23 protein-coding genes are annotated in these 22,501 nt (G+C 46.8%); 19 read left to right on the top strand and 4 right to left on the bottom strand.

Going from position 1 to position 22,501, the window contains the following annotated elements:
• The first annotated feature begins 440 nt into the window (after positions 1 to 440).
• The 5 genes from metG to ACETMN_RS22470 all read left to right on the top strand — a co-directional run bounded on the left by metG (position 441) and on the right by ACETMN_RS22470 (position 6,295).
• A complete protein-coding gene (metG, locus tag ACETMN_RS22490) occupies positions 441 to 2,501 on the top strand; it encodes a methionine--tRNA ligase (RefSeq protein WP_091018156.1) in 2,061 nt (686 codons plus the stop codon).
• Between the two features lie 254 nt (positions 2,502 to 2,755).
• A complete protein-coding gene (locus ACETMN_RS22485) occupies positions 2,756 to 3,814 on the top strand; it encodes a metal ABC transporter substrate-binding protein (RefSeq protein ID WP_411735159.1) in 1,059 nt (352 codons plus the stop codon).
• A gap of 99 nt (positions 3,815 to 3,913) precedes the next feature.
• Entirely contained in the window at positions 3,914 to 4,672 is a 759-nt protein-coding gene (locus ACETMN_RS22480; protein ID WP_091018152.1) for a metal ABC transporter ATP-binding protein, read from the top strand.
• A 56-nt stretch (positions 4,673 to 4,728) separates the two neighbouring features.
• A complete protein-coding gene (locus ACETMN_RS22475) occupies positions 4,729 to 5,532 on the top strand; it encodes a metal ABC transporter permease (protein ID WP_017687569.1) in 804 nt (267 codons plus the stop codon).
• 49 nt (positions 5,533 to 5,581) lie between these two features.
• Positions 5,582 to 6,295, top strand: coding sequence for a cytochrome c biogenesis CcdA family protein (locus ACETMN_RS22470; protein ID WP_036614418.1), 714 nt, complete (start codon positions 5,582 to 5,584; stop codon positions 6,293 to 6,295).
• A gap of 146 nt (positions 6,296 to 6,441) precedes the next feature.
• On the opposite strand, the gene splB is transcribed toward ACETMN_RS22470, so the two are convergent.
• On the bottom strand, positions 6,442 to 7,512 hold the full coding sequence (gene splB, locus ACETMN_RS22465; protein WP_062835285.1) for a spore photoproduct lyase: 1,071 nt from the start codon (positions 7,510 to 7,512) through the stop codon (positions 6,442 to 6,444).
• Between the two features lie 192 nt (positions 7,513 to 7,704).
• Between splB and mntR the strand changes: the two genes are divergently transcribed.
• The 3 genes from mntR (at position 7,705) to ACETMN_RS22450 (ending at position 11,044) form a co-directional block, all read left to right on the top strand.
• Positions 7,705 to 8,133 carry a transcriptional regulator MntR gene (gene mntR / locus ACETMN_RS22460; RefSeq protein ID WP_036614415.1) on the top strand — a complete coding sequence of 143 codons (429 nt, stop codon included), beginning with the start codon at positions 7,705 to 7,707 and terminating at the stop codon, positions 8,131 to 8,133.
• Positions 8,134 to 8,342: 209 nt separating this feature from the next.
• The gene (locus ACETMN_RS22455) at positions 8,343 to 9,953 is read left to right on the top strand and encodes a family 10 glycosylhydrolase (protein WP_091018149.1); all 1,611 of its coding nucleotides are present in this window, start codon (positions 8,343 to 8,345) and stop codon (positions 9,951 to 9,953) included.
• An 89-nt stretch (positions 9,954 to 10,042) separates the two neighbouring features.
• On the top strand, positions 10,043 to 11,044 hold the full coding sequence (locus tag ACETMN_RS22450; RefSeq protein WP_091018148.1) for a patatin-like phospholipase family protein: 1,002 nt from the start codon (positions 10,043 to 10,045) through the stop codon (positions 11,042 to 11,044).
• 61 nt (positions 11,045 to 11,105) lie between these two features.
• Here ACETMN_RS22450 and ACETMN_RS22445 read toward each other — a convergent pair whose 3' ends face one another.
• Both ACETMN_RS22445 and ACETMN_RS22440 read right to left on the bottom strand, forming a co-directional pair.
• On the bottom strand, positions 11,106 to 11,438 hold the full coding sequence (locus tag ACETMN_RS22445; RefSeq protein WP_091018145.1) for a hypothetical protein: 333 nt from the start codon (positions 11,436 to 11,438) through the stop codon (positions 11,106 to 11,108).
• Positions 11,439 to 11,443: 5 nt separating this feature from the next.
• Entirely contained in the window at positions 11,444 to 12,436 is a 993-nt protein-coding gene (locus tag ACETMN_RS22440; RefSeq protein WP_047843628.1) for a DUF1385 domain-containing protein, read from the bottom strand.
• 213 nt (positions 12,437 to 12,649) lie between these two features.
• On the opposite strand from ACETMN_RS22440, the gene ACETMN_RS22435 reads away from it, so the two are divergent.
• From ACETMN_RS22435 to ACETMN_RS22415, 5 genes are all read left to right on the top strand, one after another.
• Positions 12,650 to 13,228, top strand: coding sequence for a YqhR family membrane protein (locus ACETMN_RS22435; RefSeq protein WP_091018144.1), 579 nt, complete (start codon positions 12,650 to 12,652; stop codon positions 13,226 to 13,228).
• A 76-nt stretch (positions 13,229 to 13,304) separates the two neighbouring features.
• On the top strand, positions 13,305 to 13,748 hold the full coding sequence (gene aroQ, locus ACETMN_RS22430; protein WP_036614400.1) for a type II 3-dehydroquinate dehydratase: 444 nt from the start codon (positions 13,305 to 13,307) through the stop codon (positions 13,746 to 13,748).
• Between the two features lie 39 nt (positions 13,749 to 13,787).
• Complete coding sequence (locus ACETMN_RS22425) at positions 13,788 to 14,861, top strand: M24 family metallopeptidase (protein WP_036674988.1); 1,074 nt, start codon at positions 13,788 to 13,790, stop codon at positions 14,859 to 14,861.
• A gap of 289 nt (positions 14,862 to 15,150) precedes the next feature.
• Positions 15,151 to 15,708: an elongation factor P gene (gene efp / locus ACETMN_RS22420; protein WP_017687580.1), complete on the top strand. Its 558-nt coding sequence runs from the start codon at positions 15,151 to 15,153 to the stop codon at positions 15,706 to 15,708.
• Between the two features lie 190 nt (positions 15,709 to 15,898).
• The gene (locus ACETMN_RS22415) at positions 15,899 to 17,152 is read left to right on the top strand and encodes an aspartate kinase (protein WP_047843625.1); all 1,254 of its coding nucleotides are present in this window, start codon (positions 15,899 to 15,901) and stop codon (positions 17,150 to 17,152) included.
• Positions 17,153 to 17,234: 82 nt separating this feature from the next.
• Here ACETMN_RS22415 and ACETMN_RS22410 read toward each other — a convergent pair whose 3' ends face one another.
• Complete coding sequence (locus tag ACETMN_RS22410; protein ID WP_091018142.1) at positions 17,235 to 17,984, bottom strand: 2-phosphosulfolactate phosphatase; 750 nt, start codon at positions 17,982 to 17,984, stop codon at positions 17,235 to 17,237.
• A gap of 263 nt (positions 17,985 to 18,247) precedes the next feature.
• Between ACETMN_RS22410 and spoIIIAA the strand changes: the two genes are divergently transcribed.
• The 6 genes from spoIIIAA (at position 18,248) to spoIIIAF (ending at position 22,491) form a co-directional block, all read left to right on the top strand.
• Positions 18,248 to 19,252 (top strand): stage III sporulation protein AA, encoded by a 1,005-nt coding sequence (gene spoIIIAA, locus ACETMN_RS22405; RefSeq protein ID WP_036674989.1) that lies wholly within the window; start codon positions 18,248 to 18,250, stop codon positions 19,250 to 19,252.
• Positions 19,245 to 19,763, top strand: a complete 519-nt coding sequence (gene spoIIIAB, locus ACETMN_RS22400) for a stage III sporulation protein SpoIIIAB (RefSeq protein WP_036614389.1) — start codon at positions 19,245 to 19,247, stop codon at positions 19,761 to 19,763. Before spoIIIAA ends, spoIIIAB begins: the two co-directional genes overlap by 8 nt.
• 29 nt (positions 19,764 to 19,792) lie before the next feature.
• The gene (spoIIIAC, locus tag ACETMN_RS22395; RefSeq protein ID WP_017687585.1) at positions 19,793 to 19,996 is read left to right on the top strand and encodes a stage III sporulation protein AC; all 204 of its coding nucleotides are present in this window, start codon (positions 19,793 to 19,795) and stop codon (positions 19,994 to 19,996) included.
• A gap of 32 nt (positions 19,997 to 20,028) precedes the next feature.
• Positions 20,029 to 20,418 carry a stage III sporulation protein AD gene (gene spoIIIAD / locus ACETMN_RS22390; protein ID WP_017687586.1) on the top strand — a complete coding sequence of 130 codons (390 nt, stop codon included), beginning with the start codon at positions 20,029 to 20,031 and terminating at the stop codon, positions 20,416 to 20,418.
• A gap of 68 nt (positions 20,419 to 20,486) precedes the next feature.
• Positions 20,487 to 21,629: a stage III sporulation protein AE gene (gene spoIIIAE / locus ACETMN_RS22385; RefSeq protein ID WP_373419868.1), complete on the top strand. Its 1,143-nt coding sequence runs from the start codon at positions 20,487 to 20,489 to the stop codon at positions 21,627 to 21,629.
• 31 nt (positions 21,630 to 21,660) lie between these two features.
• Positions 21,661 to 22,491: a stage III sporulation protein AF gene (gene spoIIIAF, locus ACETMN_RS22380; protein WP_179198579.1), complete on the top strand. Its 831-nt coding sequence runs from the start codon at positions 21,661 to 21,663 to the stop codon at positions 22,489 to 22,491.
• Positions 22,492 to 22,501: the final 10 nt, after the last annotated feature.

Here is a 22,501-nt window from a genome sequence, read left to right as displayed (position 1 = left end):
AAATGGAGTAGCGGAGCGTAGGAACCTACGTGAGCAACGGACATTTCGACTGAATTTCAACTTCGACGCTGATGAGGCCGGTAGGCATGATTCGTAATCAAAAGTGGACTTTTTGAACAACTTCTATATGATTTCCAGTGAAGGGATAAGTACAGACACACCCCCAGTGCAGAGAGCCGGATGAGCTGAGAACCGGTCTGGGAGGAGGATGGAATATGGTCCCGGAGGAACCTCTTTCGAGCGTGCAGACAGTGATTTCAGAGCTGCTGTCGTAAGGCTGAGGCGTGATCCAGCGTTAATGGGCGGTCGAAGGACCGACAGAGCCTGTGTTTTGCGAAAAACATGGGGAATTTGGGTGGTAACACGTGAGAGCAACTCTCGTCCCATAGGGGCGGGAGTTTTTTGTGTTCTTTTTTAGTTGTTTTGGACGAAGGGATCACATGAAGCAGGAACATTTGAAGGAGGAGAAGTCATTCATGGCTGACCAAAAAACATTTTATCTGACAACCCCGATTTATTATCCGAGTGACAAATTGCATATTGGGCATGCGTATACAACTGTGGCGGGAGATGCGATGGTTCGTTACAAGCGTCTACGCGGTTATGATGCTCATTATCTGACAGGAACCGATGAACATGGTCAGAAGATTGAGCGCAAGGCACAAGAGAAAGGGCAGACACCGCAAGCTTTTATCGACGATATCGTTGTGGGGATCAAGGAGCTGTGGAACAAGTTGGACATTTCCAATGACGACTTTATCCGTACAACCGAAGAGCGTCACAAAACCATTGTTCAGGATATCTTTGACCGTTTGCTGAAACAGGGAGATATCTACAAAGGCGAGTACGAAGGCTGGTACAGCATTCCGGATGAGACGTATTACACGGAGACTCAACTGGTGGATGTAGAGAAGAATGAGAAGGGTGAGATTATCTCGGCCAAGAGCCCGGATAGCGGACACCCCGTTGAATTGGTCAAAGAAGAATCTTACTTCTTCCGTATGAGCAAATATGCAGATCGTTTGTTGAAATATTATGAAGAGAACCCGGGCTTTATTCAGCCGGAATCCCGTAAGAACGAGATGATCAACAACTTCATCAAGCCGGGTCTTGAAGATTTGGCTGTATCACGTACTACATTTGAATGGGGCGTCAAAGTTAAAGGCGATCCAAAACACGTGGTCTACGTGTGGATTGATGCATTGTCCAACTATATTACAGCTCTGGGCTACGGTTCATCCGATGCATCTCTGTATAACAAGTTCTGGCCTGCGGATGTACATCTGGTAGGTAAAGAAATTGTTCGTTTCCATACAATCTACTGGCCAATTATGTTGATGGCATTGGATCTGCCCTTGCCGAAGAAAGTGTTTGCACATGGCTGGTTGTTGATGAAGGATGGCAAGATGTCCAAATCCAAAGGCAATGTTGTTGATCCAGTTACTCTGATTGACCGTTACGGTCTCGATGCACTGCGTTATTACCTGCTGCGTGAAGTACCGTTTGGTTCGGATGGTACGTTTACACCAGAGAGCTTTGTAGAGCGTGTCAACTCCGACCTCGCAAACGATCTGGGTAATCTGTTGAACCGTACCGTTGCCATGGTAGACAAATATTTTGAAGGCAAAGCCCCTGCGTTTGCTTCGAATGTAACGGAATTTGATGCTTCTCTGGAAGAAGCAGGCCATGCTACGGTGGAAAAAGTGGAACAGGCGATGGAAAACCTGCAGTTTTCCGTAGCACTGACAGCGATCAGCCAGTTTGTCAGTCGCACCAACAAATATATTGATGAGACGCAGCCATGGGCACTGGCTCGTGATGAGGCAAAACGCGATGAATTGGCATCCGTTATGGCTCACCTGATCGAAAGCTTGCGAATTGCTTCCATTCTGTTGCAACCGTTCCTGACACGTGCTCCTCATAAAATCTGGGCACAGCTAGGCATTCAGGAAGGTGAACTTACGGCTTGGGATACAGCCAAGCAATGGGGTCTGGTTCCAACTGGAAACGCATTGCAAAAAGGTGATCCAATCTTCCCTCGTTTGGATTCCGAACAGGAAATTGCTTATATCTCCGAAGCAATGACTGGTGGCCAAAAAGCAGCAGAGCCTGAAGCAAGTCAAGCAGGTGCTGGAGCTTCAGCAGCTGTTGAACCGGTAACCGCACCAGAAGGTACGGAAGAGATCGGGATTGACGATTTTGCCAAAGTTGAACTGCGTGTAGCGCAAGTCATTGCCTGCGAACCTGTCAAAAAAGCGGATAAGTTGCTGAAATTGCAGCTCGATCTGGGTTATGAGCAGCGCCAGGTCGTCTCTGGCATCGCAAAGTTCTATTCGCCAGAAGAGATGGTTGGACGCAAAGTCATCTGTGTGACTAACCTGAAACCGGTGAAACTTCGTGGTGAACTGTCTCAGGGTATGATCCTTGCAGCATCACATGGCGACCAGCTCACACTGGCTACAGTACCAGACAACATGCCTAATGGCGCACAAGTAAAATAAAAAGAATCAATTTCATAATACCTTTAAATTGATTCAAATTCTGTCGTAACTATGACTCAAGGTGGCCCGATGTAATTCGGGTCCCTTTTTTATTGATATAATTCGTATCTGACGGGAAGAGAACAAGCATATACTGTTATGAACTCCGTACTTCAGGAAAGAATGAATAGGACGAGATGGCTTGACAAGTAGGTTCAGGTTACCTATAATTCTTTCAGTAATGTTTACGATTAAGAGATGCGGAGTGAATCATAATGACATTTTATAAAGTGCAACATCAAGTTCAGGATAACCGGACAGGAAAGACGAGCAAAAGAGGTAACATGAAGTTACTGTGGACGGGTTTCCTTATTCTCACTTTGCTGGTATTGTCAGCGTGTGGGCAGGATAGTTCCAATAGTGCGAAGATTGTGGAAGGCAAGGTAAACGTTGTGACGACATTTTATCCTGTATATGCTTTTACGACGGCAATCGGTGGTGAGGATGCCAATGTCATTAACCTGCTGCCAACGGGAGTAGAGCCACATGACTGGACTCCGAAGAGTCAGGATATCGTTAATACGTCCAAGGCACAGCTGTTTTTCTATAATGGAGCTGGACTGGAAGGATGGGTGCCGAATTTCCTGAAGTCGCTGAATAGTGATACTCAGGTGAAGTCTGTTGCAGTCAGCGAAGGGGTTAAGCTGTTAACCGCTGAGGGTGATGATGGGCACGGTCACGGCGAAGAGCACGAAGACGAGCATGCGGATGAACATACAGATGAGGCTACCAGTGAAGATGTCGCTGATCATCATATTGATCCACATACGTGGGTTAGTCCGAAATCGGCCATGATCATGGCTGAAAACATCAAAAATAGTCTGGTCGAAACAGATCCTGATCACAAAGCAGGTTACGAACAACGTTATGAAGAGCTTCGTACGAAGCTTGAGACGCTGGATCAACGTTTTACAGATGAATTGGCTAACGTACCAAACAATGAAATTGTTGTCTCGCACCAAGCGTTTGGCTACCTTGCACGTGATTATGGATTAACCCAGCATGCCATTATGGGACTTTCCCCGGATGCTGAACCGACAGGACAGGATATTGTGAAGCTTGCGAAACTGGTTAAAGATGAAGGCATCAAATACATTTTCTTTGAAGAGCTGGTATCTGACAAATTGGCGAAAACACTGGCAAGTGAAGCAGGAGTGGAGACCATGGTCCTTAATCCGGTTGAGGGATTGACCAAGGAGCAGGCAACAAACGGGGATGATTATTTCACCCTCATGGAGAAAAATTTGCAAAATCTGCTGATCGCATTAAAATAAGATAGAATGAAGGATTCATGTCGAAGAGTCTTTACCGTTCGCGGTGAAGGCTCTTAGAACGCTATGCAATCCTTATATATAAAGAAGGGCGGCTTTGCCATGCAGCAAATCATGCCACTATGTCATGATCCAATTATAGAGATCGAGAAACTATCATTTTCCTACGGGGACCAGCGAGTGATTGAGAATCTCGATTTTATGGCCCAGGAACGGGACTTTGTCGGGATTATCGGTTCCAATGGGGCGGGTAAAACGACATTGCTGCGAATGTTGGTAGGATTATTGCCTCCTGCGCAGGGAGATATTAAACTATTCGGACAGTCGATCCGCAGGTTCAAGGACTGGGACCGAATTGGATATGTGCCACAAAAGAATGCATTTAACCCGTTATTCCCTGCGACCGTTCGTGAAGTGGTCATGTCCGGTTTGTACAATAACAAAAACATGTTCCGTCGTATGTCTCGCAAATGTCAGCAACAGTGCACGGATGCGATGCAGGTTATGCGGATTGAAGATCTGGCGAACAAACGTATTGGTCAATTGTCCGGCGGACAGCAGCAGCGTGTATTTTTGGCACGAGCGCTTATCAATCACCCGGATCTGTTGATTCTGGATGAACCCACAGTAGGTATTGATGCCGAATCACAGGCCAGTTTCTTTGAACTGATTACCCATATGCATGAACATCACCGCATGACTTTTCTGATGGTGTCTCATGATATGGATCGGATGGAGAGTTATCTGGGTTCTGAAGCTGCCGTAACGAATGGCAAAATTAATTTTCATGTCCGTCATTCGCATGAGGTACAGGATTGTGCAGAGACCAATCTGCAACATACTACTGCACAGGTACGCTAGCCGTATGTATGGCCCATTAGATTAGAGTAAGTAATGCCGAAGGAGTCGTGTTTGTTTTGGAAATATTAATGAGTGATTTTTTTCAGCGTGCGCTGGCGGGTGGGTTGTTAATCGGCATTACCGCTCCGTTAATTGGACTGTTCCTGGTCTTGCGGCGGTTATCCATGATCGGGGACACCTTGTCTCATGTGACCATTGCCGGGGTTGCCCTTGGATTCCTGATCGAAGTGTATCCCATTGCGGTGGGCTTGATATTTGCCGTACTTGCTTCATTTGCGATAGAGAAGTTGCGCAAAGCGTACAAGAGTTACGCCGAATTATCGATTGCCATTATCATGTCCGGTGGCGTGGCTCTTGCTTCCTTGTTCTTTACGCTGGGCAAAGGATATAATGCAGATGTCATGAGTTATTTGTTCGGCAGTATATATACATTAGACGCTACGGATCTGAAGCTCGTAGGTGTGGTTACGCTGATCGTGGTGATTGTAGTGGCATTGTTACATAAGGAATTTTTCCTGCTCAGCTTTGAGGAAGATGCGGCAGCGGTTACAGGGTTGCCTGTGAGAATTCTGAACATGTTAATCACTGTGATGACAGCACTTGTCATAAGCACGGCGATCAAGATTGTTGGTGCGCTTCTGGTGTCAGCGCTATTGACCATTCCGGTAGCGGTCAGCCTGTTGATGGCTCGAAGTTTTAAATCTGCTATTATTTTGTCCGTGGTGATCGGCGAAATTGCCGTAGTCCTTGGACTGGTTGTAGCAGGTATCTGGAACCTCGCACCTGGAGCAACGATTGTATTACTGCTGATCATGATGCTGATTCTGACGATGATTGGGAAAAAAGGGTTCCGAGCCTGACGACTGAACGAGCAAGCACGTGAGCCCGGGGAAGGGAGACATCCGCTTCATGCCTGATGTTAATGTATGGATGGCTTTTGTAGCAGGTTTGGTCTCATTTATATCACCATGTTGTCTTCCGCTGTATCCATCATACCTCTCCTACATTACAGGGATGACGGTGCAACAATTAAAGGATGACCGCAATCAGCGCGAAGTCCGCTTTAAGACCATGACGCATACGCTGGCGTTTATTTTAGGCTTCTCGGCAGTATTTTATTCGCTTGGCCTTGGTGCTGGACTGTTTGGCCAATTTTTCAATGATAACCGAGAACTGATTCGGCAATTGTCTGCAATTTTGATTATGCTTATGGGGTTATTTTTGCTTGGTGTGTTCAAGCCGCAGTTTCTGATGAAGGAACGCAAGCTGGATATGAAATGGAAACCAGCAGGCTATCTGGGCTCTTTTATATTTGGTATCGGTTTCTCAGCAGGTTGGTCGCCTTGTATTGGCCCTATTCTAACAGCGATCATTGCAATGGCTGCAAGTGAGCCCACAACCTGGTTGGCGTTGATTACAGGTTATACGGCAGGGTTTGCCATCCCATTCTTCATTTTGGCCTTTTTCATTGGATCGACACGCTGGATTTTACGGTATTCCAATGTCATGATGAAAGTCGGGGGAGCATTAATGTTGTTCCTTGGGGTATTGCTTTTTACAGATCAGATGACCAAGATTACGATCTGGTTGCAGCAGATTACACCAGACTGGATGATTATTTAAACGGATGAACTGAATTCGAATATTATTATGTATGGCATAGCAGGCTACATGTTACCAGAGACATTCTGGGTCATGTAACCTGCTTTTTAATCGTTTGTTAGGAATGCCTATACCAGCATATTATAATGGGCAGTTCTGTTTTTCGTTTAGGTGAAGTAATCAATATTGGCTAGTGGGAAATGTTCAAAGATCCGTTCCGTAATGAATTCGCGCAGCGCATCTTGCTGGTCATCTTTATACACATACTTGTACTGGCCCCAGCGGCCCCATTTCATCTTACGTTTCTCGATATCCATCTCCAGCTTGGTTTTAGGATAACGTTTCTCAATGGTTGCTTTGGCTGTTTTGGTAAAACGGTGCTGGATCATCTCAAAGGTAAGATCCTTGGTTGCTTCCTCTGGAAGCGTATCTGCCAGCTTCTGCAACAGATCCGAGTATCCTTCTTCCCAGCCTTCATACCACATAATAGGAGCGATAATGAATCCCAGGGGATAACCGGCGTGTGCAATTTTGCCAGCAGCTTCAATGCGTTCCTCAAATCTGGAGGTAGCCGGTTCAAAGTTTTTGATAACATAATCCGAATTGACACTAAACCGGATACGGGTATGGCCGTTATGCTTAATGTTCAGCAACGGATCAACGTGATGATATTTGGTTACGAATCGCAAACGCCCATATTCTTCTTCCGCCATAAAACGGATCAAGTCACTTAAATTTTCCGTGATATGTTCGAGTCCTACGGGATCAGATGTACAGGCGGCTTCAAATCGTGTGATTTCAGGCGCGCGTTCTTCGATGTATCCTTTGGCTGCCTGAATGATCTCCTCGGTATTAACATAGACACGGACATAAGGTTTCGCACCAAGTGTCGTTTGAAGATAACAATAATGGCAGTGCCCCATACAGCCGGTAGAGATGGGAATGGCATATTCCGCTGAAGGTTTCGACTGGTCAAACTTGAGTGTTTTGCGCACACCAACGACCAGAGTACGCTTCGCCATCCGATACTTTTCTTGTTCGGTTTCACCGGGCAGGTTTGTGATTCGGTTATGGGATGTGGTCATTTGATAAGGGATGTTTTTGGATGTGACCCATTCCATAATCCGTTTACCTTTATCATATTCCAGCGCACCGGGTTCAAAATACACCAAATCGGGAATAAAGGGTTTAGTACCTTTTGCTTTACGAACTGGCGGAGAGGCTACACTTGTACTCACGAAATCACTCCTTTCGTTGCGGAACTTTGCTTAGTTTGCCTCGTTTGGGGAGAAGTCACGCCTGCCAATTACTTGTGTAACAGCGCGCTCTGAACTGTGCAGGACTTGCCAATGCGTATTGATAACATGTATCATTATAAGATAGGGACCAGGCACGAATAGGGGCCGGTCAGAGAGAAAAGAGGGAAGCAGATGCCAACGCCCAGTATGGAAGATTATTTGGAGCGTATATACAAATTAATTGATGAAAAGGGCTATGCTCGTGTGTCTGATATAGCTGAAGGACTGGAAGTACATCCTTCATCGGTGACGAAGATGATCCAAAAGCTGGACAAAGACGAGTACCTGATCTACGAAAAGTACCGCGGACTGGTGCTTACGCCAAAAGGTAAAAAGATGGGCAAACGTTTGATGGAGCGCCATCATCTGCTTGAACAATTTTTGACAACGATTGGTGTTCAGGAACAAAATATCTACAATGATGTTGAAGGCATTGAACATCATCTGAGCTGGGACTCCATTACATGCATTGAGTCCTTGGTTGAATACTTCCGTCAGGATGAGAGCCGGTTGCGTGACCTCAAAAACCTTCAGGATGTCATGAGTAATACGGAGTCTTAAGTTTCAGCAGTGGAATACACATGGTGATATACAATGAATTGTATCCTGTGATCAAAGGATGCTTCTTGCCGTTTCAATGGCAGGAAGCATTTTTTTGTGTGCAATCACACCATAATTTGGTGATTATCGCAACTAAACGAACGCTAGGAGCGTCTATTAAACTAGTAGAATTTACCGCAAATTTATAATGATTTTGGAGGACTGCACTAATGAACGTTCGTAAAGGATTGATGCTGCTGCTCATTTTTGTACTTGGATTACAGACAGCAGGCATGACGGCACAAGCGGCCGGGCAGAAGGAAATCGCTATTTTTCTAGACGGCAACCGTTTGGAATCGGATGTATCACCCTACATCCTGCCCAAAGTAAATGTAACGATGGTACCTCTGCGTGTTATTAGCGAAGGACTGGGTGCGTCTGTTCTATGGTCTCAAGCTACTCGTACCGTGACCATTCAGAAATCTGATTCGGTCATCTCTATGACGAGCGGGCGCCAGCAGGCAACCGTGGATAACGCTGTAGTTGGTCTGGATGCATCGGTCGAATTGAAACAAGGTCGGGTCATGGTACCCATTCGATTTGTCAGTGAGAACCTGGGCATTCGAGTGAACTGGAATCAAGCAGCCCAGACCATTGATCTGTACACAGGAGACGAATCAGTCCCAACTCCTGAACCAACCCCGGTAACCCCAGCGGAGCCTGGAGGCACGGGCACTGTACCAGCTTCTGAAGAGATGCGGGGAGCCTGGATTTCCACTGTGAATGGAGACTGGCCTTCATCCGGTGCCAAGGGAAATGTAGAGAAGCAAAAACAGGAGTATACGAAACAGCTAGATACGTTGCAAGGTATGGGCATTAATGCTGTATTTGTCCAAGTGAGAGCCAATGGGGATGCCATCTATCCTTCAGGTTTGGTACCTTGGAACAGCGTATTGACAGGAACACAAGGTAAAGATCCAGGTTATGATCCCCTCGCGTTTATGGTCGAGGAAGCACATAAACGAGGTTTGGAGTTCCACGCCTGGTTTAATCCGTTTAGAGCAACGAACTCAGCAAGTACATCAAACTTGGCTGCAAACCACATCTCGAAGCTTCATCCCGACTGGATTGTGAATGCATCCGGCAAAATGTACATTAACCCGGGTATCCCGGAAGCCAGACAGCATATTATCGATACGATCATGGAAGTGGTCAATCAGTATGATATTGATGGTGTACATCTGGATGATTATTTCTATCCATCCAATGTGACTTTTAATGATGATGCAGCCTTCAAAACCTATAACACATTGAATACCAAAGACCGTGCTGAATGGCGTCGGGACAATATTAATCAGTTCGTCAAGCAGCTCGGACAGAGCATTCACAGGGTGAAAGGTAACGTTGAATATGGAATTAGTCCATTTGGTGTATGGCGTAATAAATCCGTTGATCTGACAGGTTCTGATACCAAAGCGGGAGTAACCGCGTATGACAGCATGAATGCAGATGTGCGGACATGGATTAACCAGGAATGGATCGACTATGTCGCTCCGCAGGTGTATTGGAGTATGACACTGAGTGTAGCCCGATACGACAAAGTTGTGGACTGGTGGGCGAATGAAGTGGCTAATACAAATGTAAAATTGTATATCGGTCACTCTCCTTATAAGTTAGGTACGCCGGAAATTGGCTGGCAGACTTCACAGGAGATCATCGATCAGCTGAACTACAACAAGAAGTATGGTTCGGTCAAAGGGGATATTTTCTTTAGTTCACAGCACCTGACGAAGAATCCTCTCGGCGTAATTGCCAAATTAAAAGCGTACTATGGTCTCTAGAACATTTTAACGATACAGTTATAAGACAAACCCTTGTTCTCATAGAGTGGCAGTAGAAACGTGGCTGCCTGGAGAACGGGGGTTTTGTTGTGTTAATTAACGCGGTGTTTGAAGGTGGAGGCGTCAAAGGAATCTCGCTTGCGGGTGCTGTGCAGGGTGCTCAAGATTGTGGCATTCAGTTCAATCGGGTGGCTGGCACATCATCCGGCTCCATTGTAGCTGCTCTGCTAGCGGCGGGTTACCGGGCCGAAGAGATGAAAGTCATTATCGAGAATACACCCTTTGTTTCATTGCTTCGTCGTTCCCCCATATTTAATACCCGATGGATTGGCCCCGCAGCGAGGCTGTTCTTGAAGAAAGGTTTGTATTCGGGGGAGGCATTGGAATCATGGATTCGCAAGATGCTGGAGCAAAAAGGGATTCGCACATTCGCTGACTTGCCACTAGGCAAGTTGCTTATTACCGCATCCGATATATCCAATGGGACCATTCTGGTGTTGCCAGACGATATTCGGCGGTTCGGCATTGACCCTGCGAAGCTGGATGTTGCAAAGGCGGTACGTATGAGTTGCAGTATCCCATATTTTTTCGATCCGGTAGTCATACGCAAGTCGCCGGTATTTTCCAAAGGTCTTCCTTTTCAAGATCAGTTCGTGTATGTCGTGGATGGTGGATTGCTTAGCAATTTCCCGTTGTGGCTCTTCGATGGTGATCGCTCGGAACGAGGAGGAGACGTTATTCCGGTTGTCGGATTCAAAATGGTAGGGAAGACGGAAGTAGAACCTGCCCGGATTAAAGGACCGCTAAGCATGCTTCAGGCCCTTGTAGAGACGATGCTTACAGCACATGATGAACGCTATATCGAACAGATTAACCGGTTTCGGACAGTGAAGATACCAACGCTTGGGATTAAACCAACGCAATTTCATCTATCGTTACAGGACAGCACAGCCTTATATCGATCAGGCGCTACCGCAGGGAGCGAATTTTTCAACGGATGGAATATGAAAATGTATGGTGAACAGCTGGACAAACAAAGAAAAGAATTGCGCAAGAAACAAGCAGAAGCTCCACCTCTGATTCCTGTATAAACGTGAAAAAAGCAATTCTCCGCATGTTGGGAGAACTGCTTTTTTGTATGTTCAGTCGATATTAGTGAAATTTCGGTATATCTTCATCGCTTTTCCCTTTTTGTCCCTGAATCACTTGGAAAGGATAATCCTTGCGTTTCTTTGAAGAGCCGCTGCTCTTTCTGGCACTGGACTGTGCATTAACTTTCGCCATGGTTCGTGCCGATGGTTTAATCTTCGGTGTTTTGGCTTTGCTTGCCCAGCGACGAGGCGGATATTTGTACAGCAGGAATACAGCTCCGAACACGACCAGAGGAATAATGATCCTGGATGGACTAGCGTTCCCCAGCCAAGTCAAGACTCCAACAGCAGCTAGTGCGATGAACGTCCAAAATAAGATTGCCTGCTTGTTCATATCATTCACCCTTTCACAGGATCGAGTGTTGCAACAGGTACTTCTGACGTAGCAGAGACATTGGCAAGCTTGGCATCCAACTCACGCATACGGTTAAACGAAGCAATGGATACTTCTACCTGTTCGTTGGTCGGTTCTTTTGTTGTCAGCAATTGCAGCCACAATCCCGGGTATCCAAGATAACGCAGTACAGGAATATCACGTACCGAATTCGTGAGCTTTAGCAGTTCAAAAGAAATGCCTAGCACAACTGGCAATAACAACAGACGCTGACCCATCCGTTCCCAGAGGTTATCGTACGTGAAGAGGGAGTATAGAAACACTCCGATAATGACAGTCAACATAATGAAGCTGCTTCCGCAGCGGTAGTGCAGTCGGCTGTACTTTTGCACGTTCTCCGGTGTCAGTTCTTCACCAGCTTCATGTGCGCTGATTACTTTGTGTTCCGCCCCATGATACTGGAAGAGACGTTTAATCATCGGTGTCTGTGAGATTAACCACAGATAAGCGAGTAACAGGATCAGCTTAATGCCGCCTTCCAGTAAATTATGCAGAAACTGATTGTCGAATGCATTTTTGAATAGAAAATTCTCGATAACAACAGGAAGCAATGTGAGCACAACTTTACCAAAAAGGAATGAAAGGATGGCGACGGCGGTCACACCAATGATCATGCTTAGGCTCCAGCCCGAACCTTCTTTCTCTTTTTGCTTGGCTTTCTCTTCAGGTTCCAGTTCATCATCAGCATAGGCGTCAGCAGAATAATTGAGATGTCTGCTACCTTTGACACTTGAATCTATAATGCTGACAATTCCGCGTAATAAAGGAATCCGCCGCAATTTCATGACCCAGGACTTGTCTTGCTTGGGAACTTCCAGATACGTAATTTCGCCGTCTTTTCTACGAACAGCTGTAACGTTGACATGTTTCCCACCGAACATTACGCCTTCAATGACAGCTTGCCCCCCATAGCTGACAGGCTTGGATTGTTGAGGCAAATTATTCACCTTCCTATTCTGTTCTAGGCCTTCGCGATCAAAGGCAGTTTAATAACCCTATTGTATCGAATTTTAAGACCAATTTCTAGTTTGTGAGTCAAACCTTGAAGGATGTTGTTAAGATTGTCCTGTTTTGAACATACTACCTCGTAGAATCGGAGCGGAAATTTGAGGCATAATGCGGGATTATCAACTGAATGAAGGAGAATATCGATGACAGAACGTAAGCATGAAGATACATCACAAGATGAAGGTCAACGACCCAATGAGCGGCAGCCAAAGTACAAGGGCAGGCGCCCTACCCAGAGGCAAGGTCAAGCACACTACTACACCAAGCCATTTTCCTTTGCGTTAGAGCTTGGCTTTTTTGCCGGTTTTATCTGGGGTGGGCTGCATTGGCTATTCTATCTGTTGCATTTTACGATTGTACCTGTCGGATTTCTGGCCGAGCCTTTTTTCAAACATGAATATATATATACCGCAGCAGGACATTTGACAGGTTGGCTGTTTTTTATCGTCTTTTCCATCTTGGCATCCTTGTTATACACGTTCACGATTAGAAAACTGAAAGGGCCGTTACCCGGCATGGTGTATGGAATCGTCTGGTGGCTGATTCTCTTTATCCTGGTAGGACCCAAACTGGGGATGATGAAACCTTTGAATGGTTTAACGTGGGATTCAATCATCACGGAACTCTGTTTCTTTTTGCTGTGGGGGCTGTTCATTGGTTACACGGTAGCCATGGAGTACACGGACGAACGCAAACGCGAGCCGGAGCAAGCGGGGGCATAGCGCAAAAAAGCTTCTCAATCCGGCAATGGCTGTGTTAAAATAGCAGATGGTTATTTGCAGAGAGGGTGGAGCAGCGATGAAACGAATTATTGTGATCAATGGTCCGAACCTGAACATGCTTGGTGTACGCGAACCGGGCATCTATGGAACGCTTAGTCTGAAGGATATTGAGGACAAAATTCGCAGACAGGCTGACGAAATTGGCGTCTCCATCGCTTTTTATCAATCGAACCATGAAGGGGACATCATTGACCGCATTCATGCAGCGATGGGTGAGGCAGACGGAATAATACTGAATGCCGGAGCATTTACCCATTATAGCTATGCTATACGTGATGCAATCAATGCTGTAAAAGTCCCTACGGTTGAAGTACATCTATCCAACATTCATGCACGCGAAGCGTTCAGACATCATTCAGTGATTGCAGCGGAAACAATCGGGCAGATTGCCGGATTTGGCGAAGTAAGCTATGAACTGGGATTGCTGGCTCTTGTGCGTCATCTGGACAAACAAACCTGAGCCGGGAACCCGGGAATGTGAGAGAAAGAAGGGTTACCGATGGAAAACAAACGAGTAAATAAGTTGCGTGAAGCCATGCGTGAGCATGAACTCACTGCAATGCTGATTACAAACCCGATTAACCGTCGTTATATGACGGGCTTTACAGGCTCGGCGGGATATGTGCTGATTACGGAACAGGATGCATATCTGCTGACTGATTTCCGCTATATGTCACAAGCGCCTCAGCAAGCCAAAGGATTTACCGTTGTGGAGCATGGAGCTAAGCCGATGGATACGGTGCGCGAATTGCTGACATCCGCGAATATCAAAGAAGTGGGCTTCGAGCAGGATAGCGTCACATTTGGCACGCATTCCGCTTATGCTGAAGCACTTCAATCTATCGAACTGAAAGCTGTATCCGGGATCGTGGAGCAACTCCGTATGTTCAAGGATGAAGATGAGATCGCGGTTATGCAGAGAGCAGCAGATCTGGCGGATGCCACGTTCAGCCACGTTTTGCAGTTTGCAAAACCAGGTATGACGGAGCGTGAAGTGGATCTGGAGATGGAGTTTTTCATGCGTAAACATGGAGCAACGTCCTCTTCGTTTGACACCATTGTAGCATCGGGCGAACGTTCTGCTATGCCTCACGGTGTAGCGAGCAGCAAGGTCATCGGACAGAATGAGTTAATTACATTTGACTTTGGTGCACTTTTGGACGGATACTGTTCAGATCTGACACGTACCATTGCAACAGGTACACCTGTACCTGAGCTGCGCAAAATTTATGACATTGTACTGGAAGCTCAGTTACATACGCTGGAGAACCTGAAACCGGGCATGACCGGACGGGAAGCAGATGCATTGGCTCGTGATATCATTGCAGGTCACGGATATGGAGATCAATTCGGACACAGCACAGGCCACGGCCTGGGTATGGAAGTTCACGAAGCTCCACGCTTGTCCAAGCTTAGCGACGATGTATTGAAACCGGGTATGGTTGTTACCGTTGAACCGGGTATATATATTGATGGGCTTGGCGGCGTGCGTATCGAGGATGACGTAGTGATTACCGAGACGGGTATTCATATTCTCACGAAGTCGGACAAGAAGTTCACCGTAATCGGCTAAATTACAGCCACAGGGATATAAGACGATTTTTAATGTGTTATTTAAATTGAAAATAAGAAATTTCACCATAACGGAGAGTGCAGAACCAATCTGAAGAAGCGAAGCGTTCGCCTTTATCACCGAATTTTCCCATTGATAATGGGATCAAAAAATCTGGGGATAACAGCGATCCGAGGATGGTACTGCAATCGAAGTGAACGAGGTGGCCATTCTTGGGCTCATTTTACATATAACATTAATCCATCGTCTTATATCACCTACTTTTTAACCATATCAGGAGGGATTTTTTGTGATTTCAGTAAACGATTTTAAAACAGGCTTGACCGTGCAAGTAGATAACGATATCTATACCGTGCTTGATTTCCAACACGTTAAACCAGGTAAAGGCGCTGCCTTCGTACGTTCCAAATTGAAAAACCTGCGTAACGGTAACACCGTTGAAAAAACATTCCGTGCAGGCGAAACGATTGGTCGTGCCATCATCGAAAACCGTGGCGTATCCTACCTGTATGCAAGCGGTACAGAGCACACATTCATGGATAACGAAACATATGATCAGTTCACATTAACTAGTGATCAACTGGAATGGGAATTGAACTTCCTGAAAGAAAACATGGTCGTTAAGATTGTTAGCTACCAAGGTGAAATCCTGGGAATCGACTTGCCAACAAGCGTTGAGTTGAAAGTCATCGAGACTGAGCCAAGTGTTAAAGGTAACACTGCACAAGGCGCTACCAAAAATGCAAAAGTGGAAACAGGCTTGAACGTACAGGTTCCTTTGTTCATTAACGAAGGTGACGTTCTCCTGATTGACACACGTGAAGGTAAATACTCTTCCCGTGCGTAACTTTCACAGCTTGTAAGCTAAAAAAGGTTATTAACAACCCTTTGCCATTCCTTTGGCAGAGGGTTTTTTCGAAAAAAGATTAGCCTATCAGGCGCTTTCGTAATATACTGGGTTAAAGTCATTTCTCGTAGAGAATAATGACGATGGACATTAATTATGCATACTGCACAAGGTAGGGAGTGGATTTGCGTTGTCATTGTACGTCATGAAATTTGGGGGCAGCTCGGTCGGAGATACAGAACGCATGAAGCGTGTAGCCGGACGTGTTGTAGAAAAAGCTGATGAAGGACATCGGTGTGTAGTCGTGGTTTCGGCCATGGGGGATACAACAGATGATTTGATTGATCAGGCAAAACAACTGAATAGTGATCTGCCTGCTCGTGAGATGGATATGCTCTTAACGACAGGAGAACAGATTTCGATCTCTTTGTTATCGATGGCTATTCAAGCGCTTGGACGTAAGGCAGTATCGTTTACGGGCTGGCAAGCGGGATTCCGCACAGAGCCGGTTCACGGAAAAGCACGTATTCATGACATTCAACCTGACCGTGTGAATGCAGCACTTGCCGAGGGAAACATTGTTATTGTTGCAGGCTTCCAGGGCATGACGGAAGACGGCGAGATCACAACGCTGGGTCGTGGTGGTTCGGATACCACAGCTGTAGCGCTGGCGGCAGCAATTAAGGCTGATGCGTGTGAGATCTATACGGATGTAGACGGAATCTATTCTACGGACCCGCGGATCGTTAAGGTTGCGCGCAAGCTGAAGGAAATATCCTATGACGAAATGCTGGAACTTGCTAATTTGGGAGCAGCGGTGCTGCATCCGCGTGCAGTAGAGTACGCGAAGCATTCCGGTGTACCTTTAATTGTAAGATCCAGCTTTAACCATAATGAAGGAACGGTTGTGAAGGAGGAAGCAGCAATGGAACAAGGCGTAGTGGTTAGTGGTATTGCCTATGACAAAAACGTGGCTCGCATCAGTATTCTGGGTGTGCCGGATGTACCAGGAGTTCTGGCCGAAGTATTTGGTGCGCTTGCATCCAATCAGCTGGATGTGGACATTATCGTTCAGAGCGGAGTGATGGATGGCAAAGCGGACTTCTCGTTCTCTGTGGCGCTGTCTGACCGTGAGAACGCATTACGTGTCATTGAAGGCCTTCACAGCCGCTTGCCTTACCGAGAAGTCACATCTGAGGAGAACCTCGTTAAAATCTCCATTGTTGGCGCAGGTATGGTCAGTCACCCGGGTGTAGCTGCGAAGATGTTCAAAGTTATTTCCGCTGAAGGCGTGAGTATCAAGATGGTGAGCACTTCCGAGATCAAAGTATCTTGTGTTATTGACGGAGATAAGCTGCATGACGTCATTAAGGCATTGCATACAGCATATGATCTCGACACTGCCGAGCAAGCCGTTATCGGTGGACCTCAAGATCGCAGATAAGTATCTTCTGTGTATGTAAATTAGCAAAGGTGTACTGTTGCCAACGGGCAGCAGTACACCTTTTTTTTTCTCATGGCCATTCTCACATCAACTTGAACATCTTTTCCCCGCGTATGCCTCTATATGGTTGCATGAGGTTCCCCTCCCCCATCTCGGGAACACAATCCAGCAAGTTTAATTGAGAACAATATGAAATGTCATGGACCCTGCCTAACTTTTCAAGCCTACGCCCGCTAACAGATCCCTGCACCAGCTCCGGGATGCTCTCCTGACATTGGGATACCGCCTGATGAAGTACTATGCCGAGATCGTTTAGTTGGATGGGAGAGCAGGATTGACGGTGCAGTTCGTCGATGATACATCCAGCACACAAGGCGTCCTCCAGTGCAAATTCATCCTGATTCCCCGCACATAACAGCAATACATCTCGTTGAAGTTGACAGAGAACTGCTGCGACAGCCCTGACATTGAGTAATGATCCAGCTAGTACATGTTTCGCCCTGGAAGCTTTAATCAAGGCTCGGGTTCCATCGGTTGTGGTCAGGATGATCGTTTTATTAGCAATGTCCTTAGTCATATATTCATAGGGGGAATTACCCACCTCGAATCCGGTGATTTTTTTGTCAAAACGCTCCCCGCCTCGAATGCAATCTTTCACTTCCATTTGTTTGGCTTGTGGAACGGTCTCTACGGCAATCACAGCCAAAGCGTCATACGCCAGAGCCGTAACAATTGTACTGGTCGTACACAATACATCAATGACAACTGCACTTCGCCCTGCAATATCAATAGTACGTACTTCATTCACATTGCCAACGACATCAACTCGCACTCCCCACAACTCCTTTCTGTATCTGGGGATCGGTAGTTCTGTTTTGAACCGGAATGGAACTTACCTATCTGCAATTACTATATGCATGAACATCTAGACGGGTGCCTAGAACAGAAGGTGCATCTATGGTTTCAACTCTCAACCGTATTCTGAAGAATTGATAGATTTCAGCGTCATAAAATAAATGTACAGGCATAAACTTGAGATATGAACAAGCGCCAGAAGTGTGAACCAAATGATCTCAAGGTTGGAGGAGCCTACTCATGAAGGTGAACTGGAGGGAACTTTTTCCGGAACCGATCCGAACCATTCTTGGAAGAATGCCACCCGCTCTATTGGAACAAGTGGAGGAAGTACGTATTCGTGAAGGCAGACCCCTGGAGATTAATGCAGGCAACACATACCACTTCCTGACACCTCAAGGTTGTCCAACCGGGAATCCTGAAGAAGCGTATGTTCCTCAGAAAGAAGTGACGCACAGGTTGCTGGATCTGATCAGTAACCATTCACTTTATACATTGGAAGAGGAACTGCGCAAAGGGTTCATCACCATACCTGGAGGACATCGAATCGGGCTTGCTGGCCGAACGGTACTGAGCGGTGGGCGTGTCGAATACCTGCGTGACATCAACGGGTTTAACGTTCGGGTAGCCCGTGAGGTACATGGAGTAGCTGATCGTATCCTTCCTTATCTTCTCGATATGAAGAGCGGACAGGTCCTGCACACGTTGATCCTATCACCACCACAACAAGGGAAAACGACGTTGCTGCGAGATCTGGCGAGACAAATTAGCAGTGGTACAAAGCTTACAGGGGGAACTGAACTGGTTCAGGGAATACGTCCGCGTCTGAAAGTGGGCATTGTGGATGAAAGGTCCGAAATCGCTGGTAGCTACAAAGGAGTACCTGGCTTCGACGTAGGTCCCCGAACAGATGTGATGGACGGTTGTCCGAAGGCTGAGGGCATGATGATGATGCTTCGCTCCATGTCGCCCGATGTCCTGATTGTGGACGAGATCGGTCGTCCGGAGGATGCCGAAGCGGTGATGGAAGCCCTGCATGCAGGAGTCTCAGTGATTGCGACTGCTCATGGCCGTGACCTATCGGAGCTGTCGGCCAGACCCGCCCTCAGAACCTTAATTACGGAGCAGATGTTTCAACGTTATGTCCAGCTGCAACGGACGAGCCGGGGCATGACCTTTCGGCTGGCTGATGGCAAAATGCGTGGGTTGCAGCAGACCGGGGCAGGAGGTGAAGCCTTTGGTTAACATGTTTGGTGCGGTAATTATTCTGTTAGCCAGCACCCTCGCCGGTTTTTACAAGGCCAGACAGTATGCATTAAGACCGAGACAGTTGCGAGAACTCATTGCAGCCCTCCAGCGACTAATGACGGAGATTAACTATGGGCTCACTCCACTTCCCGATGCCATGGGCAAGATGGGAGCACAGACCAAAGAACCTGTAAAGACGCTGTTTCTTCATGCAGCTACACAGATGGAACCTCCTCATGGACTCACTGCCCGGGAAAGTCTGCAGTCAGGCGTGGATCTGGCGTGGGGAAGATCGGCCATGAAGGCTGACGAGAAGGAAGTGATGTTGCAACTAAGCTTCAGCCTTGGCACAAGTGACCGTCAGGATCAGACCAAACATATATCGTTAGCCATTCAACAACTAATGCATGAGGAATCCCGCGCTCAGGCCGATCAAATGAAATATGAACGAATGAGCCGAAGCCTCGGGATGCTTGTCGGAGCGTTAATCGTCATTCTGATCTTCTGAAATAGCCGGGATAGTGAGGTGCCAAGGTCATGAATCTAGAAGTGAACGCAATCTTTCAAATTGCGGGTATCGGAATCATCATCGCCATGATTCACACGGTACTGAAACAAATGGGAAAGGAAGATATGGCTCACTGGGTGACCGTAATCGGATTTGTCGTTGTATTGTTCATGGTGGTCCGTATGCTGGACAGCCTGCTACAAGAGATCAAATCGATATTTCTTTTTCAATGAAAAACGGTCATGAAGCCGGATGGTGGTGACCTGTGGAAATTATCCAAGTTGTAGGTTTGGCGCTCATCGCAACAGTGCTCATTCTGGTTATTAAGGAACAGAAACCCATGTTTGCTTTTCTGATTGCTGCCGCGACCGGCATTGTCATCTTCATGTTGTTGATTGGCAAAATCGGTGCAGTCATCGAAGTGTTGAAGCGGCTTGCCGAGAATTCAGGCATGGAAAGTATTTATCTGAAAACGGTGCTGAAAATTATTGGCATAGCGTACATCGCTGAATTTGGCGCACAGATTGTCAGGGATGCAGGTCAGGAGAGCATTGCGTCCAAGATCGAACTGGCTGGTAAGGTACTGATCCTTGTACTTGCTATACCGATCATCAGCATTATTATCGAAACCGTCATGAAGCTGATGCCGGTGTAGAAAGGGCGTGCGGACTTCATATGAAATCAATGCATCATAAGCCGCAGTGGCGCCTTACGGTTGTGCTGATGCTCTGTTTTCTGTTTGGTATCCTGGGACAGGTTACTGCAACCTCGCCTTCCGGTGAGTGGATGGAGCAGCAGGCCGATCAGCTTCCCAAGGATCAGGTGGAGAAATACTGGGATCAACTGATGCAACAATACGGTGGTTTCTTCCCGGAAGGGAAGACCCCTTCCTTCATGGATATGTTAATCCCCGGCAATGAAGGGTTCAGCCTGAAATCAGTGTTTGTGGCGATCGGAACCTTCATGCTGCATGAAATTTTATATAATGGCAAGCTTCTGGTCACGATTGTGATGTTAAGCGTACTCAGCATGATTCTGGAGACGCTTCAGACTGCATTTGAGAAAAATAATATTAGCAAAATCGCCTATTCCATCTGTTATATGGTCATCATCATCATTGCAATCAACAGCTTCAGTGTGGCGATTGGATACGCCAAGGATGCCATAACTGGCATGATCAACTTCATGATGGCCATGGTTCCCTTGTTATTCACACTGCTTGCGTCCATGGGTAATGTCATCACCGTCTCGGTGACACATCCACTCATCATTTTCATGATTCATCTGGTGAGTACGTTGATTCACTTGCTGGTATTCCCGTTACTCTTCTTCTCAGCTGTTCTGCATCTCGTCAGTTCATTGTCTGACAAGTACAAGCTGACACAGCTGGCAGACCTCCTGCGCAATATTAGTGTGGCACTGCTGGGTATCCTGCTGACGATGTTTTTGGGTGTAATCTCGGTTCAGGGAGCATCGGGATCGGTAGCGGATGGAGTTAGCCTGAAGGCCGCCAAATACATCGCAGGCAACTTTGTCCCTGTCGTGGGCAGAACATTTGCGGATGCGACGGATACGGTAATTACAGCTTCTTTACTTGTCAAAAATGCAATTGGACTCACCGGAGTGATCATCATTTTGTTTCTATGTGCCTTTCCGGCACTCAAGATCCTGGCTCTTGCCTTGATATACAACGTAACTGGTGCCATTATGCAACCGCTTGGAGACACCCCGATTGTAGGATGCCTCCAGGCCATCGGCAAGAGTATGATCTACGTATTTGCGGCGCTCGCAGCCGTCGGGCTGATGTTTTTTCTGGCAATTACCATCTTGCTGACCGCGGGCAATCTGACTGTCATGATGCGCTGAATGTATGTTGGCAAGAAAGGGGATGGAAAGGATGGGGTGGCTGAGCAACTGGCTCCAGGAATTGATTATGATCGTTCTGCTGGCGACTTTTGTGGATATGCTGTTGCCCAATCGATCCATGGAACGTTATGTCAAGCTTGTGCTGAGCCTTCTCATCCTGCTGACCCTTTTATCACCCATAACTAAGCTCCTCAAAAGTGATCCGGTTGGCGAACTGAAACGGGCAATGTCGGCAATGGATGCGCCATCGGATGGGAATGCAACACTCGAACAGATATTAGCTCAGGGCAAGCGGCTGCAAGCGGGTGAACAGGAACAATCCTTACAATGGACAGCGAAAGAACTGGCTAATGTCATGAAAGGCCAGATTGAAGAAACAACAGGAGCGAAGGTTCGATCCGTAGAGGTACAGCTGGCAATGAGTAAATATGAAACCGAGATGGAAGCTGCCTCATCCGTCGAACTGCCTGTGATCCAGCGTGTGTTGGTCGAGATGGCCGGAGAGGATGCAGGAGGAGAAGTGAAGGCAGGGCAGCAAGAAATCGCTGCCAATACACAACCCATATTTGGAACAGACACAGAATCCGAGAAGGATGAAACACATCAAATACAGCAGCCCATCCAGATCGGTCAGATTGAAGTGCCTGATGTACAGATTGATGTGAGTAGAGGGCAGCGTGATGGAAATGAAGCGTCTTCCGAACCTGTTATACGTGATCAGACAGATGAGACGAAGCAGCAAGGTGAGACATCCACAAGGTCCGAACATGCGGTGCAGATTATTACATTGTTGACTGAAAAGTGGGATGTTGATGCGAACAACGTTCAAGTGACAGAACCAAAAAGTGCTGAAGTGCTCTGAGAAGGAGGGT

This window comes from Paenibacillus sp. M2 (assembly GCF_046713495.1).
GTDB classification, from domain to species: Bacteria; Bacillota; Bacilli; order Paenibacillales; family Paenibacillaceae; genus Paenibacillus; species Paenibacillus amylolyticus_B.
Note: the sequence above shows the minus strand (reverse complement) of the source record. Positions and strands in the feature narration are given on the sequence as shown.

Bases quoted from the DNA above. Each gene is read 5' to 3' on its own strand.
- spoIIIAA (WP_036674989.1), top strand. From the start codon at position 18,248: ATGAAGGTGAACTGGAGGGAACTTTTTCCGGAACCGATCCGAACCATT.
- spoIIIAF (WP_179198579.1), top strand. From the start codon at position 21,661: ATGGGGTGGCTGAGCAACTGGCTCCAGGAATTGATTATGATCGTTCTG.
- ACETMN_RS22485 (WP_411735159.1), top strand. From the start codon at position 2,756: ATGACATTTTATAAAGTGCAACATCAAGTTCAGGATAACCGGACAGGA.
- ACETMN_RS22470 (WP_036614418.1), top strand. From the start codon at position 5,582: ATGCCTGATGTTAATGTATGGATGGCTTTTGTAGCAGGTTTGGTCTCA.
- ACETMN_RS22425 (WP_036674988.1), top strand. From the start codon at position 13,788: ATGGAAAACAAACGAGTAAATAAGTTGCGTGAAGCCATGCGTGAGCAT.
- mntR (WP_036614415.1), top strand. From the start codon at position 7,705: ATGCCAACGCCCAGTATGGAAGATTATTTGGAGCGTATATACAAATTA.
- aroQ (WP_036614400.1), top strand. From the start codon at position 13,305: ATGAAACGAATTATTGTGATCAATGGTCCGAACCTGAACATGCTTGGT.
- ACETMN_RS22435 (WP_091018144.1), top strand. From the start codon at position 12,650: ATGACAGAACGTAAGCATGAAGATACATCACAAGATGAAGGTCAACGA.
- spoIIIAE (WP_373419868.1), top strand. From the start codon at position 20,487: ATGCTCTGTTTTCTGTTTGGTATCCTGGGACAGGTTACTGCAACCTCG.
- metG (WP_091018156.1), top strand. From the start codon at position 441: ATGAAGCAGGAACATTTGAAGGAGGAGAAGTCATTCATGGCTGACCAA.
- spoIIIAC (WP_017687585.1), top strand. From the start codon at position 19,793: ATGAATCTAGAAGTGAACGCAATCTTTCAAATTGCGGGTATCGGAATC.
- ACETMN_RS22480 (WP_091018152.1), top strand. From the start codon at position 3,914: ATGCAGCAAATCATGCCACTATGTCATGATCCAATTATAGAGATCGAG.
- ACETMN_RS22455 (WP_091018149.1), top strand. From the start codon at position 8,343: ATGAACGTTCGTAAAGGATTGATGCTGCTGCTCATTTTTGTACTTGGA.
- ACETMN_RS22445 (WP_091018145.1), bottom strand. From the start codon at position 11,438: ATGAACAAGCAGGCAATCTTATTTTGGACGTTCATCGCACTAGCTGCT.